12 protein-coding genes and 1 pseudogene are annotated in these 15,833 nt (G+C 62.8%); 1 reads left to right on the top strand and 12 read right to left on the bottom strand.

Annotated features, from left to right (window positions below; genetic code table 11):
- Positions 1-54: 54 nt before the first annotated feature.
- The 10 genes and pseudogenes from G7047_RS28130 to G7047_RS28090 form a co-directional block, all read right to left on the bottom strand.
- The gene (locus G7047_RS28130; RefSeq protein ID WP_166311588.1) at positions 55-1,494 is read right to left on the bottom strand and encodes a DUF3999 domain-containing protein; all 1,440 of its coding nucleotides are present in this window, start codon (positions 1,492-1,494) and stop codon (positions 55-57) included.
- Positions 1,491-5,177 carry a DUF2339 domain-containing protein gene (locus tag G7047_RS28125; protein WP_166311587.1) on the bottom strand — a complete coding sequence of 1,229 codons (3,687 nt, stop codon included), beginning with the start codon at positions 5,175-5,177 and terminating at the stop codon, positions 1,491-1,493. The genes G7047_RS28130 and G7047_RS28125 overlap by 4 nt, the downstream gene beginning before the upstream one ends.
- 229 nt (positions 5,178-5,406) lie before the next feature.
- Positions 5,407-6,306, bottom strand: a complete 900-nt coding sequence (locus G7047_RS28120) for a carbohydrate kinase family protein (RefSeq protein ID WP_166311586.1) — start codon at positions 6,304-6,306, stop codon at positions 5,407-5,409.
- Positions 6,307-6,351: 45 nt separating this feature from the next.
- Positions 6,352-8,049 (bottom strand): DUF3426 domain-containing protein, encoded by a 1,698-nt coding sequence (locus G7047_RS28115; protein WP_371813907.1) that lies wholly within the window; start codon positions 8,047-8,049, stop codon positions 6,352-6,354.
- Positions 8,050-8,154: pseudogene (locus tag G7047_RS31580) on the bottom strand (zinc-ribbon domain-containing protein); the annotation flags it as partial. It lies immediately after the preceding gene.
- Between the two features lie 93 nt (positions 8,155-8,247).
- On the bottom strand, positions 8,248-9,138 hold the full coding sequence (gene prmA / locus G7047_RS28110; RefSeq protein WP_166311584.1) for a 50S ribosomal protein L11 methyltransferase: 891 nt from the start codon (positions 9,136-9,138) through the stop codon (positions 8,248-8,250).
- 119 nt (positions 9,139-9,257) lie between these two features.
- Complete coding sequence (gene accC, locus G7047_RS28105; protein WP_166311583.1) at positions 9,258-10,607, bottom strand: acetyl-CoA carboxylase biotin carboxylase subunit; 1,350 nt, start codon at positions 10,605-10,607, stop codon at positions 9,258-9,260.
- Positions 10,608-10,619: 12 nt separating this feature from the next.
- Positions 10,620-11,075 carry an acetyl-CoA carboxylase biotin carboxyl carrier protein gene (accB, locus tag G7047_RS28100; RefSeq protein ID WP_166311582.1) on the bottom strand — a complete coding sequence of 152 codons (456 nt, stop codon included), beginning with the start codon at positions 11,073-11,075 and terminating at the stop codon, positions 10,620-10,622.
- A 111-nt stretch (positions 11,076-11,186) separates the two neighbouring features.
- Positions 11,187-11,780 carry a TlpA disulfide reductase family protein gene (locus G7047_RS28095; RefSeq protein ID WP_166311581.1) on the bottom strand — a complete coding sequence of 198 codons (594 nt, stop codon included), beginning with the start codon at positions 11,778-11,780 and terminating at the stop codon, positions 11,187-11,189.
- A 73-nt stretch (positions 11,781-11,853) separates the two neighbouring features.
- Positions 11,854-12,456, bottom strand: coding sequence for a hypothetical protein (locus G7047_RS28090; protein ID WP_166311580.1), 603 nt, complete (start codon positions 12,454-12,456; stop codon positions 11,854-11,856).
- 224 nt (positions 12,457-12,680) lie between these two features.
- Between G7047_RS28090 and mpl the strand changes: the two genes are divergently transcribed.
- The gene (gene mpl, locus G7047_RS28085; RefSeq protein WP_166311579.1) at positions 12,681-14,093 is read left to right on the top strand and encodes a UDP-N-acetylmuramate:L-alanyl-gamma-D-glutamyl-meso-diaminopimelate ligase; all 1,413 of its coding nucleotides are present in this window, start codon (positions 12,681-12,683) and stop codon (positions 14,091-14,093) included.
- Positions 14,094-14,163: 70 nt separating this feature from the next.
- On the opposite strand, the gene G7047_RS28080 is transcribed toward mpl, so the two are convergent.
- Together G7047_RS28080 and G7047_RS28075 are read right to left on the bottom strand one after the other, a co-directional pair.
- Positions 14,164-14,475: a hypothetical protein gene (locus tag G7047_RS28080; protein ID WP_166311578.1), complete on the bottom strand. Its 312-nt coding sequence runs from the start codon at positions 14,473-14,475 to the stop codon at positions 14,164-14,166.
- A 78-nt stretch (positions 14,476-14,553) separates the two neighbouring features.
- Positions 14,554-15,675, bottom strand: a complete 1,122-nt coding sequence (locus G7047_RS28075) for a 3-deoxy-7-phosphoheptulonate synthase (protein WP_166311577.1) — start codon at positions 15,673-15,675, stop codon at positions 14,554-14,556.
- Positions 15,676-15,833: the final 158 nt, after the last annotated feature.

Below are 15,833 nucleotides of genomic sequence, written 5' to 3'. Positions count from 1 at the left end.
AAGCACCGGGCTTTTTTTCGGCCTCGCCGAATATCACCGGCATTCGTCAGTGGCTCACTTCTTGCGGATCAGGCTGCTGGCCATCAGTACCAGCATGCCCACACCCAGAAGCAACATCGCCCACAGGCTGTACTTCTTCCAGTCGCGCGCCGAAGCATCCTTGATCGCGGCAGACTGCGCGTCCGCAGTTGCCTGTGCCAAGTTGAACGGTGCGAGCGAAGCGCGGTCCCACACGGGCGGCTTGTCATCGTTGTAGCCAGGGATCAGCACGTTCAATGGCAGATCGGCCGCACGCGCCTTGGCGTTGACAAATGCCAGTTCATACGGGGCCTTGTCACGCGCGAGAAACACCAACCGGCTCGACGGCATCGCCACGCTCAGCTGCGGCACCTGGCCACCCAGTCCCGCACCCCGGCTGTCGACGCGCAGGCGCAACTCGTTGACTGGCTCGAAGCTCGCGATCTCCAGCTCGTCGACCTGCACCGTGCGCCCATCGACGGGCAGGCGATACAGCACACCACGTGCTAGCGGCCGCCAGTAGTTGTCCTGGCGCTCACGGCGCTGGGATGCCATCGTGGACGAGGACTTCTGCACATCGCGTCCGGACAGATCGACCGGCGCGACGGTGTACTCCACCTCCTTGGAGAGTGCGACGCGCACCCGCTGCAGCGGCAGGGACTGCGGAAGCTGCCAGCGAAACTCGCCGTCCTTTTCCAGCCGACCTGCGATGGGCTCGGACCAGGCAAGCGGCGCAGGAGAGCGGGTCCGTGTGCTGCCGAGCAGGCGCGCGCTCTTCACCTCCACCGCTGTCGCATCGCGCGGCCACAGCAACCGCAGATAGCGCGCCTTTTGTCCTGACAGCTTGATCTCGCTGACGTCGAGGCGCTCGCCCTCGAAACTCAGGCGCGCGATCTGGCCGCTGCCCCAATGACTCCAGCGCTGCAGATCGTCGCTGGCCTCAATGCTGAAACTCTGAAAGCCTTCACCTCTGCTGCTCCAATCGAGTTGCAATCGCTCCAGAGGAAAGTCGATCTTGCTCGCGTCGATCAGCCAGCCATACACCTTGTCTTTCTGATCCGCACTCGCTGCGGTAGCGGGCCGCGTCGTGCGCAACTCGACGATGGTGCCGTTCTGTTGGATCCGGATGTCGGGCTGCGCGGCACCTGCCGCCACCGGCGTGCGCAACGGAAACAATCGCACCGGACCACCATCACGCAGCGTGTTCGTGGCAGGCGCGGCGGCGTCGGTCACGAGCGCGAAGGGTACGCTCTCCCCGCCTGCATCAAACACGCGCAGGTCACTCAGATCGGCGTGCGACGCCGACATCCGCACCTCCATGGGAATCGCCACGCCGTACCACGGACCCTCGCCCTGCAGGGTGAGCGGCAGGCGCTGGCCGAAGTCCGCAAGCTGCTCCTTGCTGACGGCGCTTGTGGAAAGACCGGCACCGACCACCAGCGAACAGGCCAAACGGACGAACAGGGCGCGCATCATGCAATCACTTTCTCGGGCTGGTCGGAGGGCACCGCCTGCTCGCGGCGCGGCGGCAATGGCGAGAAGTATCCAACCACCAGCAGCAGCACGCCAACCCCGATGAAGGAAATGATGCGCTCCAGGCTGCCGCTGTTGCCCAGTTCGATGAAGAACATCTTGACCACCACGATGCCGACCAGCACCGCGCCCGTCATCCATAGATCGCGGCGCACGAGGCGCGTGCCCGCGATGGTCAGCGCCAGCGCGAACAGCGTCCAGACCAGCGACAGCCCGGCCTGCACCAGCATCGAGTTGCCAAGGGCCTGCGCGTCGAACGGCACGCCAAACAGATGGTGAGCGGCGCGGCAGACCATCATCGTGAGCAGCGCGAAGATCGACGCCCCCGCGATCACCTGCCGCGACTGGTTGAGCATGCCCTTGTCGGTCGCGACCTCATCGAGGCAGTTGGCGCTCCAGCGATACAGCGCGAACAGCACGATCAACAAGCCGATTTCGAGCGGATTCACCAGCGGCACGAACGGCAGCGGCTGCGCCGCGCCATCGCTGAACAGATTCGCGAGCCAGAACCAGCACAGCATGACCAGCGCGACGGGCGCGGCCGCATGCAGCCGGTACTCGCGCGCGAAGTCACGCACCGGCCAGGGCAGGCGCAGACGGCTCGCCATCAGCAGCAGATAGACGCTGGGCACCAGCGCCCAGCCCAGCCAGCGCCATGCGTTGTATTGCTCGGCCAGCAGGGCGAAGAGATGGCGCATCTCCAGCGCAAGCACCCCGATCAGCAACCAGCAACCGAGCACATGCGCGGCACTCTGCAAGCGCGCGGGCAGCAGGGGTGGAAGCAGACGCAGCGACAGCAGGTGCACCCCGAACAGCAACGGCCATGCCGCCCAACGCCAATCGGCGAACGGCTCCAGATCGGACATCCAGAGGCTGAGCAGCACCATCAATCCGCAAGGAGCGAGCGCAAGACAGAGGCTCGCCAGCTCACGCCAGCGCACGCGGCGCGCGACCAGTCCCCAGATCGCAGCGGTGAGGGAAGCCGCAGCAATCGAGACGGAATCGCGCAGCGCAAGCGGAACGAAGCGCACGTTTTCGCAAAGCACGGCGAACGCCCACCACACCGCGCCCCAAAGCATCAGCACCGTCGATAGATCGTGCAAGCTGAGGCCTCCAATGCCGAGGTTCTGCTCGCTCGCACCGGATTTACGCAATCGCCATGCGCCGACGAGCGCGGCGATGCTGACCAGCGCAGGCGTCCAGAAGCCACTGTGCGCAAGCGGGCGCAGGCCCTCGCTCGCCACGCTCTGCAAAAGCGCGGGAGCCGCCACACTCAGGAACGCCGCACCGCCGAACACCTGCAGCGCGATGCCGAAATAGAAGCTCAGGCGTTGTCCCAGCAGCAGGCCCAGCCAGAGAATGAGCAGCCCGCTCGCGGCCCAGACGGCGCTCGCGGTGCGCCACGGCAGCACGAACAGCACGGCCAGATTGACGAACACCAGCCCCAGCAGCAGCACCAGATTCACACCGCGCACCAGAGCGGTTTCTTGCTTGACATGCGGATCGCGCACGGCGAGCACCATGCCCGCGATCATCATCAGACCGATGAGCATGGCGCTAAGCAAACCCTGCCAGCCCGAGGCGAGCACGCCGCCCTGCCCGTCGCTCGCATCCATGTTCAGGAAGAACAGGATCGCGCCCAGAATCTGCACGCCGAACGCGCAGAACAGGAATGTGCGCGACTGCAGACGCAGCCCCGCGTACAGCGTGGCAAGTCCGGCCACGGCCCACGCCATCGCGGTGTAGTTGACGCCAAAGCACAGCGGCGCGATCAGGTACAGAAACGAGAGGCCGAGCACCGCCAGCGCAGGCGTGACCTTGGGCTCGAAGCCCGCGAGCGACTCGCGCGGAGTGCGGCGCAGTTGCAGAAAGCTGAACAGAAAGGCCGCGCCCACCATCAGCGCGCCGAGCGGAGCGCCGTCGAGCAGCGTCTGGCCACCCAGTCTGATTTCGCTGAGGAAAGCGCAGGCGGCAGCGACTTGCAGGAACAGCGCGAATATGCGCGCCACAAGCCGCTGTTGACGCAGCCCCAGCCAGAAGATGCCCGCCCCCTCGACCGCCCAAGCGGCGGCCGTCCAGCGTGCATCGAGCGCAAGCGGAATCGCCAGCGTGCCGAAAATCACGCCAAGCGCGAGATAGACCTCCATCAGCAGCGAGGTGCGCTTGGCCGCCGCGCCGCCATGCATCACGCGCGCCAGAACCATGTAGAACAGCCCCAGCGCCAGCGCACTGAAGGCCATGCCGAACTCGATGTGGCCGATGACCGCGCACTGCAGACCAAAACCGACAATGGGCGGGCCGAACAGCACGGTGGCATCAATGTAGTCCGCCTGCCGCGCCGACCAGCGCAGCAGCGCATGGCGATCCTGCGGCGCGGTGGCTGCATCGATCAGCTTGCGCCGCGCAAACAACAGGCCGATGCCCACATACATCAGGAAAAACAGGATCAGAAACGGCTCGGTGCTGGCGAACAACTCGGGCTTGTAGGCACGCATGCCCCATGCGAATCCGATGCCGAAGGTGCCGAGGAAGCCGATCAGATTGAGCAAGCGCCAGGCGCGGAACCACGCAATGGCGAAGATACCGGCGTTCAGCAGCGCGAAGTAGCTGAACAGCGCCACGTGGTTGCCACTGCCGGTCGAAGTGAGAATCGGCGCGGCGAATCCACCGAGCACCGCGACCACCGCCAGCCCCATCGCGCTCTGCAGCACCGCGAGCATGGCAAGGCAGGCGGTCACCACAATCAACAACACCAACGCCACACTGGGCGATATCAGCGGGTGCAGACGCATCGCCGCGAAGATCGTGAGATACAGCACCGCGATGCCCGTGCCCTGCAAAATCAGCCCATACGCGGTGCGTTTCTCGCGCAGCCGCCAGCCGATGGCCAGCAGCACAAAGGCCGCGAAAGCTACACCCGCGTAGCGATATTCAACCGGCAGAGACACCCGCTCCGACGCGTAGCGAAGCAAGAATGCGAGGCCGATGAACAGCAGCACTACGCCGATGCGCAAAACCGTGTTGCCCCCAAACAGCCAGCCCTTGGCCACCAGAAATGCGCGCTCGAAAATGGACGGCCCCGATGGCACAGGTGGTGCCTTGCGGACGATTTCGGCCTGGCGCGCAGATGCCTGGATCTCTGCCGCTGTCTCTGTCGCCGACACGGCTTCGGGAACGGCCCTCTCTACGGAGGCCGCAACCGCTTCCCTTGTGCTCTGCCAGAGACCGGTCACCTGAACCGCTGCGATGGTCGGCTGCTCAACGGCACTCACGGGCGTCGCCGGAGCAACCCGCTCAGGCACCGACATCGGCTCGGGTTCAGTCTCCGGAGTGAACTCGAACGAAGGCGCTTCGCCGATCTCTTGTGTGACGGCGGTGGCCTGCACCGCCTGCTCCTCTTGTGCCTCGCGCATCGGTTCGGAACCGCCACTACCCAACATGAATCGCTCGACCCGCCCCAGTCGCTTGTGCATCACGTCGAGCTTTTTGCTCAGGTCGTCGTTTTCACGCCTCAGGCCCCGCACGACCCACACCAGCCCGATCGCAAGTCCCAGCAGTGCACCGGCCAACATCTCTCCATCCAGTGCTCCAAGAAGCCCTCCGACCACCATCAAGATCCATTGCATAGGTTCGAGTCTTTCAACGAATGGAATGCTGGAACCAGCCCGCGAGCCCAGCCCGTGGTCCACGCCCCTTCTCAGTGTGAACACGTGCTATTCAGTATATCGATACGTCAGTTTCAATTGTTGCGAGCAATCCACTGCCGCAGTTGCAAGAAAAAACCGCCCTGCTTTTAACAGCAGGGCGGTTTCATATGATGTCACGCCGCGCGGTGTGTGCGCTGAACAATAGCGGTCAGGCCTCGGGCGTGAAATCCAGCGTGTAGTTCTGCGGACCGCGCTGGGCGATCTTCAAAGCGCCGATACGGTTGCCCAGTTCCGCGCACTTGGCCAGTGCCCAGCCGCGCTCCAGACCGAAGAGCAGCGCGCCGCGCCATGCATCGCCGCAGCCGGTGGGGTCCACCACGTCCTTGGCCTTGACCGGGGCGACGCGCTGCTGCTCGCCGTTTTCCCAGACATCGCAGCCCTCGCCGCCAAGCGTCACGACCAGACCGCGCACCTTGCGCGAAATCTCGGCCTCGCTCCAGCCTGTGCGATCGCACAGCATCTTGCCTTCATAGTCATTCACCGTGACCCAAGTGGCCAGTTCGATAAAGTGGCGCAATTCTTCGCCGTTGAACATCGGCATCGCCTGACCCGGGTCGAACACGAAAGGAATGCCCGCCGTCTTGAACTGCTCGGCGTGCTGCAGCATCGCGTCGCGACCATCCGGCGAGATGATGCCGACCGACGCGCCGATGTCGGCCGTGATCTTGTTCTCGTGCGCCATCGACATCGCACCGGGGTGAAAGCCGTTGATCTGGTTGTTGTCGCGGTCGGTGATGATCATGCACTGCGCGGTGTGCAGCTCCTCGAGCTTGGTCACGAAGCGCGTGTCGATGTTTTGGCTCTTCATGCGCGTGAGGTAGTCCACGCCGTCATGGCCGATCACCGCCATCGGCAGCGGCTCGGCACCGAGCAGCTTGACCGCGTAGGCGATGTTGCCCGCACAGCCGCCAAAGTCACGGCGCAGTGTGGGCACGAAGAACGAGACGTTCAGGATATGCAGTTGATCGGGCAGGATCTGCTCGGCAAAGCGCCCCTCAAAGGTCATGATGGTGTCGTAGGCAAGAGAGCCACAGATCAGTACAGCCATAGTTCAGCCAATATCTAAAAAAGGTGAAAATCAAAAAAATGCGAATCAGGGATAGAAGGCCAGCAGGCGATACCCCGTGACGCGGTCCGCGACCTCGGGCACCTGCAGCTTGACGACGCCGCTCCACTCCCCACGCGCCGCCAGCTCGGCGGGCGCACCTGTGTCCTCACGCTTGAGCACGCGGCGCAGCACCGGCTGGTCGCTCGAATCGGTGAGCGTCAACTCCAACGCGGGCATCTCCAGCACCATGTCGGCCGTGCTCTTGAGCGCGACCTGCAGATTGAACGACGTCGCATCGTCACGCACGCGCGTGAAGGTCGAGCTGTCGATAGCGACCGAAGAAATCAGGCGCGGCAGGCCCACCTCGCATTTCAGCGGCTGGCACAACTGCTCGAGCACCGGGCGCAACGCCGGGTACATCGCGGCGAGACGGTTGCGCTCCGCCACCGCGTACTGACCGGCAAATCCCGCAACCAATCCCAGCGAAACCAACAGCAGAAGCCCACGCACCGCAGGCTTGCTCCAGAACGCCTTGCGCCGCGCATCGCGCATGAAGCCCACTTCGTCTTCCGACAGTTTGGCGACGGCCTGCTCTTGCTCTGCTTCTTCCTTCGGCTGCTCTGCCGTTGCAGGCTCCTGGTCAGCGGGCTTGGCCTGGACGTCGTCTTCTTGGTGGGATGTTCGGGATGTGGATGCCTGCTCGCCAGACTCTTCAGCCTCGGCGTCAGCGTTCTGCACCACCTCGTCCGGCGTTGACTCCAGCGTCGGCTCCATACGTTCGGCATCTGCGGCTGGAGCTTCGTCTTCCTTGTCGGCAGCGACTTCGTCGGCATGCCGCTCGGCGATGATCACTGGCTCATCGACCAGATCATGCTGACGCGAAGCCTCAAAAGTGAGCTCAGGCATCTCTTCGCCATCGTCATCTTCGTCATCGGTGCCGCGCTGCGAAAGCAGTTCGGGGTCCTGCGAAATGATGACGGGATGCGGCGCATCGGGTGCTGCCTTTTCCATTTCCAGCGTGGGCTCGCTGCGCGTTTGGACCTCTATCAGCGGCGAGGTCACCTCGCTCTGCGATTCGGACTCGACAACGGGCTCGGGCTTGGACTCTTCTTCCTGCAGTCGTGACGATACAAACGCGGGCTCGACGCGCGACTCAGAATCATCGCTCGGTTCATCCGCCGCAGCAGGCTTGCGCCCTGCCGACTCCGGCTTCCAGCCCGGCGGCACAACATTGGCTTCGAGCCTTGAGCCGTAATGGACCTGTGGCGGCGTCGGTGCCGGAGAAAAATGTCCTGCCCATGGCCTAGCCACAGGTGCCGGTGGAGCAACTGGCGATGAGTCGGCCCGGCCCTCGACGCTTTCCTGCGCGAGATGCTGAATGGAGGCGTTGGAGAAACCCGTAACGCTCGCACGCGCGTTGCTCCAGACATTCGGCCGATCCTCCTTCACCGGAACATTCTGCGCAAAGCTCGCGGCCGGAGTGGGCGGCACCACCACCGTCGGCGCGGCGCTCGCCGCCGGTGCTGGCGGTGGAATGTCTTCCTTCGCAAGAGCCGCAACGGAAGCCGCCGGAGGTGTGGGTGAAACCTGTGAGACCTGCGAGTCCTGTGGAACTGGCGCCATCGGTGACGGGGAAGATGCGGCCGGGGTCGTCGCAGCAACCTCAGCCGCAGACCCACCCTTGGCTTGCGGAACTGGCGCGTAGCGCACATCCCCCAGCAGATTGGCCGATGCGTCGAACACTTCCTTGCAGCGACCACACCGCACCCACCCCCCTGATATCCTCAGTTGGTCGGCAACAACTCTGAAACTGGTTCGGCAGGCGGGGCAGCGTGTAATCTGGCTCATCGGCTTTGCATTGTAGGGGCTGCCTTCGAACGACACTACCGCCGCATCGTGCAAGCAGAAGCAACAGCCTTGTAGCAGATCACATATCGGCCATCAGCGGCGGGCCGTCATGAGGATCCAACCATCCTCGCGGTCGCTCACCTCGAGCTGCACCCAAGGCGCATAAGCCGCCTTGAGCTCGTCTTCCTGACGCTCGAGAATGCCAGCCATCACGAGGGATCCACTCGCCTGGACATGCGAGCACAGAAGCGGAGCAAGCATTCGAAGCGGTGTGGCCAGAATGTTGGCAAGCACCACGTTGTATGTGCCCACGGCCTGGTCCGGCAGACCGGCATGCAGCGTCACATCGTTGGCGGTGGCGTTGGCGTTCGTGGAATCCACTGCGGCCTGATCGATGTCGACCGCAACGATGTCCTTCGCTCCAAACTTGGCCGCGCCGATCGCCAGAATGCCGGAGCCACAGCCGTAGTCGAGCACGCGCGCAGGTGGATTGGACGGATTGACGTTTTTCGCGATCCAGCGCAAACACATGCGGGTGGTCGGATGCGTGCCGGTTCCGAACGCCAGGCCCGGATCGAGGCGGATGCAGTGCGTGGCGGCGGCGGGCGGCTCATGCCACGAAGGCACGATCCAGAAATCTTCGGTGATGTCGACCGGCGCGAACTGCGACTGGGTGATGCGCACCCAATCCTGGTCCTCGACTTCGGTCAGACCCAGAATTTTGCTGCCCTCAAAGAAATCCTGCACCTGCAGCAGAGCCTTGGCCTCTTCGGCCTGCTCGCGCGTCTGGAACAGCGCGACGATGCGGCTGCGGTTCCAGCCGCCCTTGGGAGCAGGCATGCCGGGCTCGCCGAACAGCGCCTGCTCGGCGTCGGTCTGCGCGTCGGCGTCATCGACGGTCACGCTCAGGGCATCCAGCGCCTCCAGCGCATCGCTCAGGTCTTCGACCCGGTCCTCGGTACACAGCAAGGAAAGTTCAAACATGGAGGCACCTTCTTCCTCAAATAAAACATGCTGGCAGTCTTCTTCAAACTGCCAGCATGGTGTCAAAACCGCGCGGCCACCATGACCGCGCTTTGCAGGGCGAATGACCCAGCGCTTGTTCAGCGCTTGCGCTGCTCCAGCCACTGCTCCAGATAATGGATGTTCGTGCCGCCCGCATTGAACTTGGCGTCCACCATGATGTCGCGATGCAGCGGCACGTTGGTGTTGATGCCCTCGATCACGGTCTCCGACAGCGCGGTACGCATGCGCGCAATCGCCTCTTCGCGGGTGTCCCCGTGAACGATGAGCTTGCCGATCATCGAGTCGTAGTTCGGCGGCACGAAATAGTTCGTGTAGACATGCGAGTCCACGCGCACGCCAGGACCACCCGGCGCGTGCCACATGGTGATCTTGCCTGGCGACGGGATGAACTTGTAGGGGTCTTCCGCATTGATGCGGCACTCGATGGCGTGACCACGGATCTCGATCTGGCGCTGCGTGAACGGCAGCTTCTCGCCAGCAGCGACCAGAATCTGCGTCTTCACGATATCCACGCCCGTGATCCACTCGGTCACCGGATGCTCCACCTGCACGCGGGTGTTCATCTCGATGAAGTAGAACTCGCCGTTTTCGTAGAGAAACTCGAACGTGCCCGCACCGCGGTAGCCGATCTTCTTGCAGGCGGCCACACAGCGTTCGCCGATCTTCTCGATCAGCTTGCGTGGAATGCCAGGTGCCGGAGCTTCTTCGACGACCTTCTGGTGGCGGCGCTGCATGGAGCAGTCGCGCTCGCCCAGATAGACGGCGTTCTTGAACTTGTCGGCAATGATCTGGATTTCGATGTGGCGCGGATTCTGGAGAAACTTCTCCATGTACACGGCCGGGTTGCCGAACGCGGTGCCCGCTTCGGCCTTGGTCATCTGCACGGCATTGACGAGCGCAGCTTCGGTGTGCACCACGCGCATGCCGCGACCACCACCGCCACCTGCCGCCTTGATGATCACCGGATAACCGACCGAGCGCGCGATGCGGCGGATGGCGACGGGATCATCGGGCAGCTCGCCGTCGGAGCCGGGAACGCAGGGCACGCCCGCACGGATCATCGCCTGCTTGGCCGACACCTTGTCGCCCATGATGCGGATCGATTCCGGCGTGGGGCCGATGAACTGGAAGCCGCTCTTTTCCACGCGCTCGGCAAAATCGGCGTTCTCGGAGAGAAAACCGTAGCCGGGATGAATGGCTTCTGCGTCGGTCACTTCCGCTGCGGAAATGATCGCCGGCATATTCAGGTAGGACAGTCCGGACGGCGCGGGGCCGATGCAGACCGCTTCCTCGGCAAGCTTGACGTACTTGGCATCGCGATCGGCCTCTGAATAGACCATCACCGCCTTGACGCCCAGCTCGCGGCACGCGCGCTGAATTCGCAGGGCGATTTCACCGCGGTTGGCAACCAGGATTTTCTTGAACATGAAGTGGCCGCTTTACTCGATCACGAACAGAGGCTGACCGTATTCCACAGCCTGACCGTTTTCAGCCAGCACTCGGGTGACCGTGCCGGACTTGTCGGCTTCGATCTCGTTGAGGATCTTCATCGCTTCGATGATGCACAGCGTCTCGCCTTCCTTGACCTGGGCACCGATTTCCACGAAGGCCTTGGCGCCGGGGCTGGCTGCACGGTAGAACGTGCCGACCATCGGCGACTTGACGGAATGACCTGCAGGCAAGGCGGCTGCAGCTTCGGCAGCAGGTGCTGCCGCAACGGCAGGAGCGGCTGCAGCCATGGGCTGAGCCATCATCGGAGCGGCAACCAATTGCTGCACGATGGCGCCACCGCCCTTGACGATGCGCACTTTGCCCTCGGCTTCGGTGATCTCGAGTTCAGAAACGTTCGACTCGGACACCAGGTCGATGAGGGTCTTAAGTTTTCGCAAATCCATGGGAGCTCCAACGGCTAGAAACAGAATGGGGCGCAAATTTACCCTAATTTCAGCCTACTGCATCGAAATTGACGCAAATATCTGCATCTCCAACAGGGGATGCATTGATTTTCAAACCTCGGAAGACCACTGCGCCAAGTCTTTATCGGTCAATTGTCCCATTTTACGCCTCAAGATGTTCCCATCTTTTCCGAACAGGACTGAAAACGGCAGACCACCCACATCGTTGCCAAGCGCTCGCCCGAGATCGGTACCTGTCAAACCCGCGAGTGCGATTGGAAAATCGAGCGGCATGCGATCCAGAAATTTGCGCACAGCTGCAGGCTGATCGATGGCCAATCCGAGCACTTGAAAGCCTTTGCCAGTATGCGCTCCATAAAAGCTGTTGAGCAGCGGCAGTTCATCCACGCACGGCGGGCACCAAGTGGCCCAGAAATTCAGCAGCAGCGGACGTCCATGAAACTTGCGCATGGTCAAGGTTGCGCCGTCCAAGGTTTCCATCGACGCGTTCCAGAACGACGCCTCCACTCCATCCAGCACATCATGCGGCTGCAAGCGCCACCACGCAAAGCCCGCCCCAGCCACCGCTGCCGCGGTGCCGACACCTGCCATCATCCAGCCGCGCCGCGAGACGGGCTGGGCGGACTGCACGGATGGAATGCCGCCTGCGGGCTGATGCGGATCGGGATCGATGGGCGTGGACATGTTAAAGAGCGCTTACCTGAAGAGTGAAGTAGTAAATCGACGACAAAAACCAAAGCGACAAGCGAGCAACGCCTCAGAGGAGCTCATCCGGCAGCTCAAGCACGTTGCGAACGGCGGCAATGTCACCGCGCGGCAGTCGCCCACGCGTGTCAGGCTTCAGGGCACCGCGCAGATCATCGAGGTCATACACCATCAGATGCACACCGATGTGCTCTCCCAGTTCGGGCGACAGGCTGCTCACGCTCAACGCGTCGACCAGTTCGCCGCGAAAACCCGTCACGGAACGAGGCTCGTAATCTACATGATGGTCTATCAAACAGATCTCTGCAGATTTGGAGTCATCGCAAAACATCTGCACATAAATATCCGAAAGCCGGGTGGCCGTGCCATGCCAAACCGCTCCAGCCAGATAGGGACGGAATTCCTTCATGCGCTCCATCCACACCAACGCGAGCTTGCGCAGCGCGCGCAGCTCGGCGGGCTGGGTGTCCGCGCAGAAGAGCCCGATGTATTCGCGCACGGCGTCTTCGACCAGGTCGTTGTCAGGGAGCGCAGTACGTGCGGGCAGGCCCAACTGCTTGACGGCCCGGCGCTTGGCAGCCCCCCATTCCAGGCCCTCTTCCACCACAAGCCGTGCCGCGACGTTGGCGATTTCTGCAGCAAGAGAGTCATTCATGGTGGCCATCCTGTTCCGGCTGCCCTGTCTGCATCACCCTTCACAATGAAAAGTGCCAAGGCTTCCACGGACATTGTCGCTGCAATGCCAAAACCCGAAAGATTGCGTGACATCGTGCAAGCGCCTGCATCTCGCGCATTGACATTCAGCTACATATTTCCTAGCGCGAGAGGCCCAATGGCAGTCCTCGGCGAGGGCCCATCCGCAACTCGTAGAATCGCTGCATGCACATACATATTCTGGGGATTTGCGGCACCTTCATGGGTGGCGTAGCAGCGCTGGCCCGGGAAGCGGGTCATCGCGTGACCGGTTGCGACGCGGGCGTCTATCCGCCGATGAGCGATCAACTGCGCGCCTTGGGCATCGACCTGATCGAGGGCTACAGCGCCGACCAGCTCGCGCTCAAACCCGATGTCTTCGTGATCGGCAATGTCGTGAGCCGCGCGCGACTGGCCGACGGCAGTCCCAAGTTTCCACTGATGGAAGCCATCCTCGACGCCGGTGCGCCCTATATCAGCGGCCCCCAATGGCTCGCCGAGAACGTGTTGCAGGGCCGACATGTACTCGCCATCGCGGGCACCCATGGCAAGACCACGACAACCTCGATGCTGGCCTGGATTCTCGAGCACGCGGGCCGCGAGCCGGGCTTTCTCGTTGGCGGCGTGCCGCTGAACTTCGGCATCTCAGCGCGTCTGGGCCGCTCGCCCACGCACGAATGGGGTGCTGCCCAGCAGAACAAGGCCCCGCTTTTCGTGATCGAGGCCGACGAATACGATACCGCGTTCTTCGACAAGCGCAGCAAATTCGTGCACTACCGCCCGCGTACCGCCGTGCTGAACAATCTGGAATTCGATCACGCCGACATCTTTGACGATCTCGCCGCCATCGAACGCCAGTTCCACCACCTCGTGCGCACCGTGCCATCGACCGGCCGCGTAGTAGTCAATGCGCTCGAGGAAAGCCTCACCCGCGTGCTGCACACCGGCTGTTGGAGCGAGGTCGCTTCCTTCGGCGACGCAGTCGGCGATTTCAGCGCGATCGGCGAGCCCAGTGATTTTGACGTGCTGCACCGTGGCAAGCCCGTTGCCCATGTGAAGTGGGAACTGAGCGGCGTGCACAACCAGCTCAACGCGCTTGCGGCGATTGCGGCGGCCGAGCATGTGGGCGTGACGCCCGCACAGGCCGCTGAAGCGCTGGGCCGATTCCAGAACGTCAAGCGCCGCATGGAGTTGCGCGGCACGGTGAACGGCATCGAGGTGTATGACGATTTCGCTCACCACCCCACCGCTCTTCGCACCACGCTCGACGGCCTGCGCCGCGTCGTGGGCAAGGAAGCGCGCATCCTTGCCGCCTTCGAGCCACGCAGCAACACGATGAAGCTCGGCACGATGAAATCGCAGTTGCCCTGGGCGCTGGAGTCGGCCGATCAGTCGTTCTGCCACACGGCCGGCCTCGACTGGAACGCCGCCGAAGCGTTGGCCCCGCTCGGCGCCCGCGCGCATGTGGCGGCGGACATCGACACGCTGATCAACCAGCTCACCGCCGTGGCCCGCCCGGGCGACCACATTGTCTGCATGAGTAACGGCAGTTTCGGCGGCATCCACGCCAAACTGCTCGCTGCGCTGGCGCAGAAGTAAGCCGTTTCAGCCTCGCAAAACAAAAACGGTGCTCATGAGCACCGTTTCTCGTTTGTGGCGAACCACCAGGTCAGAAGGTCACAGCCATCGACGGGATGTCGATGCGAACCGTCTCGCGTTCAAGCGCGGCGCGTGCGGCGCGTGCAAACTGCTGCGACCAGGCTGCATCGGACAGCAGGGTCCGACCCGCGTTCGCGGCCACCACCAGCACCTTGTCGGCCAGCAATACCTTGCCGCTCGGGCGCAGCGGCTCGCAGTCCAGACGCACGAATTCTGCGTCCAGCCAGCGACGGGCTTCTTCGTTGGTCAAGGGCTCCGCGCCCTCCAGATCGAAGCGGAACTCCTGCTCCGGACTCAGAGTGACTGTGACTTCACTGCGCATAGCTTTTCACCTTTGGGCGATGGGAATTGTCGGAATCCGGGGCAATCGCACACTTTTCCCCGAATCCCGATTGTCCACTCAAGCGCCGCGGCGAGTCTGTACGGCGGACGACAATTCAGCCATCGTTGCCAGCGAATCGTCCCAGCCGAGGCAGGCGTCAGTGATGCTCTTGCCGTATTCCAGCGCGCTTGGCAGATCCTTGCCCGGCGTGAACTTCTGCGCACCGGCATTCAGGTGACTTTCGATCATCACGCCGAACACCGACTTGGAACCGCCCGCGATCTGCTGACCGATGTCGCGCGCCACGTCACGCTGCTTCTCGTGTTGCTTGCTCGAGTTGGCGTGGCTGCAGTCGACCATCAGCGTGGGCTTGAGGCCCGAGGCTTCGAGGTCCTTGCAGGCGGCGGCGACATGGTCTGCGTCGTAGTTCGGCGTCTTGCCGCCGCGCAGAATGACGTGGCAGTCCTGGTTGCCGCTGGTGTGCACGATGGCGACCTGGCCATTCTTGTGCACCGACAAGAAGTGGTGACCACGGCTGGCCGACTGGATCGCGTCGGTGGCGATGCGGATGTTGCCGTCCGTGCCGTTCTTGAAGCCGATGGGCGCCGAGATGCCCGAAGCCAGCTCGCGGTGCACCTGGCTTTCGGTGGTGCGCGCGCCGATGGCGCCCCAGCTGATCAGGTCACCGATGTACTGGGGCGAGATCACGTCGAGGAATTCGCTGCCTGCCGGGATGCCGAGGCGGTTGATGTCGATGAGCAGCTGGCGCGCGATGCGCAGGCCTTCGTCGATACGGTAGCTGCCGTCCAGGTAGGGATCGTTGATCAGGCCCTTCCAGCCGACCGTGGTGCGTGGCTTCTCGAAATACACCCGCATCACGATTTCCAGCGTGTCCTTGTATTGCTCGCGCACGGCCTTGAGCTTCTTGGCGTACTCGATGGCGGCGGCCGGATCGTGGATTGAGCAGGGGCCGATGATGACCAACAGGCGGTCGTCTTCGCCCGACATGATCTTCTGGATGTTCTGGCGCGTGTTGGTGATCAACGTCTCCACTTCAGTCCCGCTGATCGGGAAGAAGCGAATCAAATGTTCCGGAGGAGGCAACATGGTGATGTCCTTGATGCGGTTGTCGTCGGTATTGCTGGTTTTCTCGACGTTGCGATACCAGGCATCAGCGGAAGGAGAGACATTGGCAGTCATGAATTGCGTCCTTGTGGAGTAAGTTGAAGTGTCTGAAAGGAAAACGTTGCGAAAAAAGAAGATGCCGGAAAAACAAAAACCGCCGGGCTTTTCAGCTTCGGCGGTCTTTTGGGGGAACTTGCTTGCTTGTTATCGTGCGCGCAGTTGCCTCTCATCCG

It is taken from the genome of Diaphorobacter sp. HDW4A (genome assembly GCF_011305995.1).
Lineage (GTDB): Bacteria > Pseudomonadota > Gammaproteobacteria > Burkholderiales > Burkholderiaceae_C > Diaphorobacter_A.
This window is presented reverse-complemented; position numbering and strand designations above follow the sequence as displayed.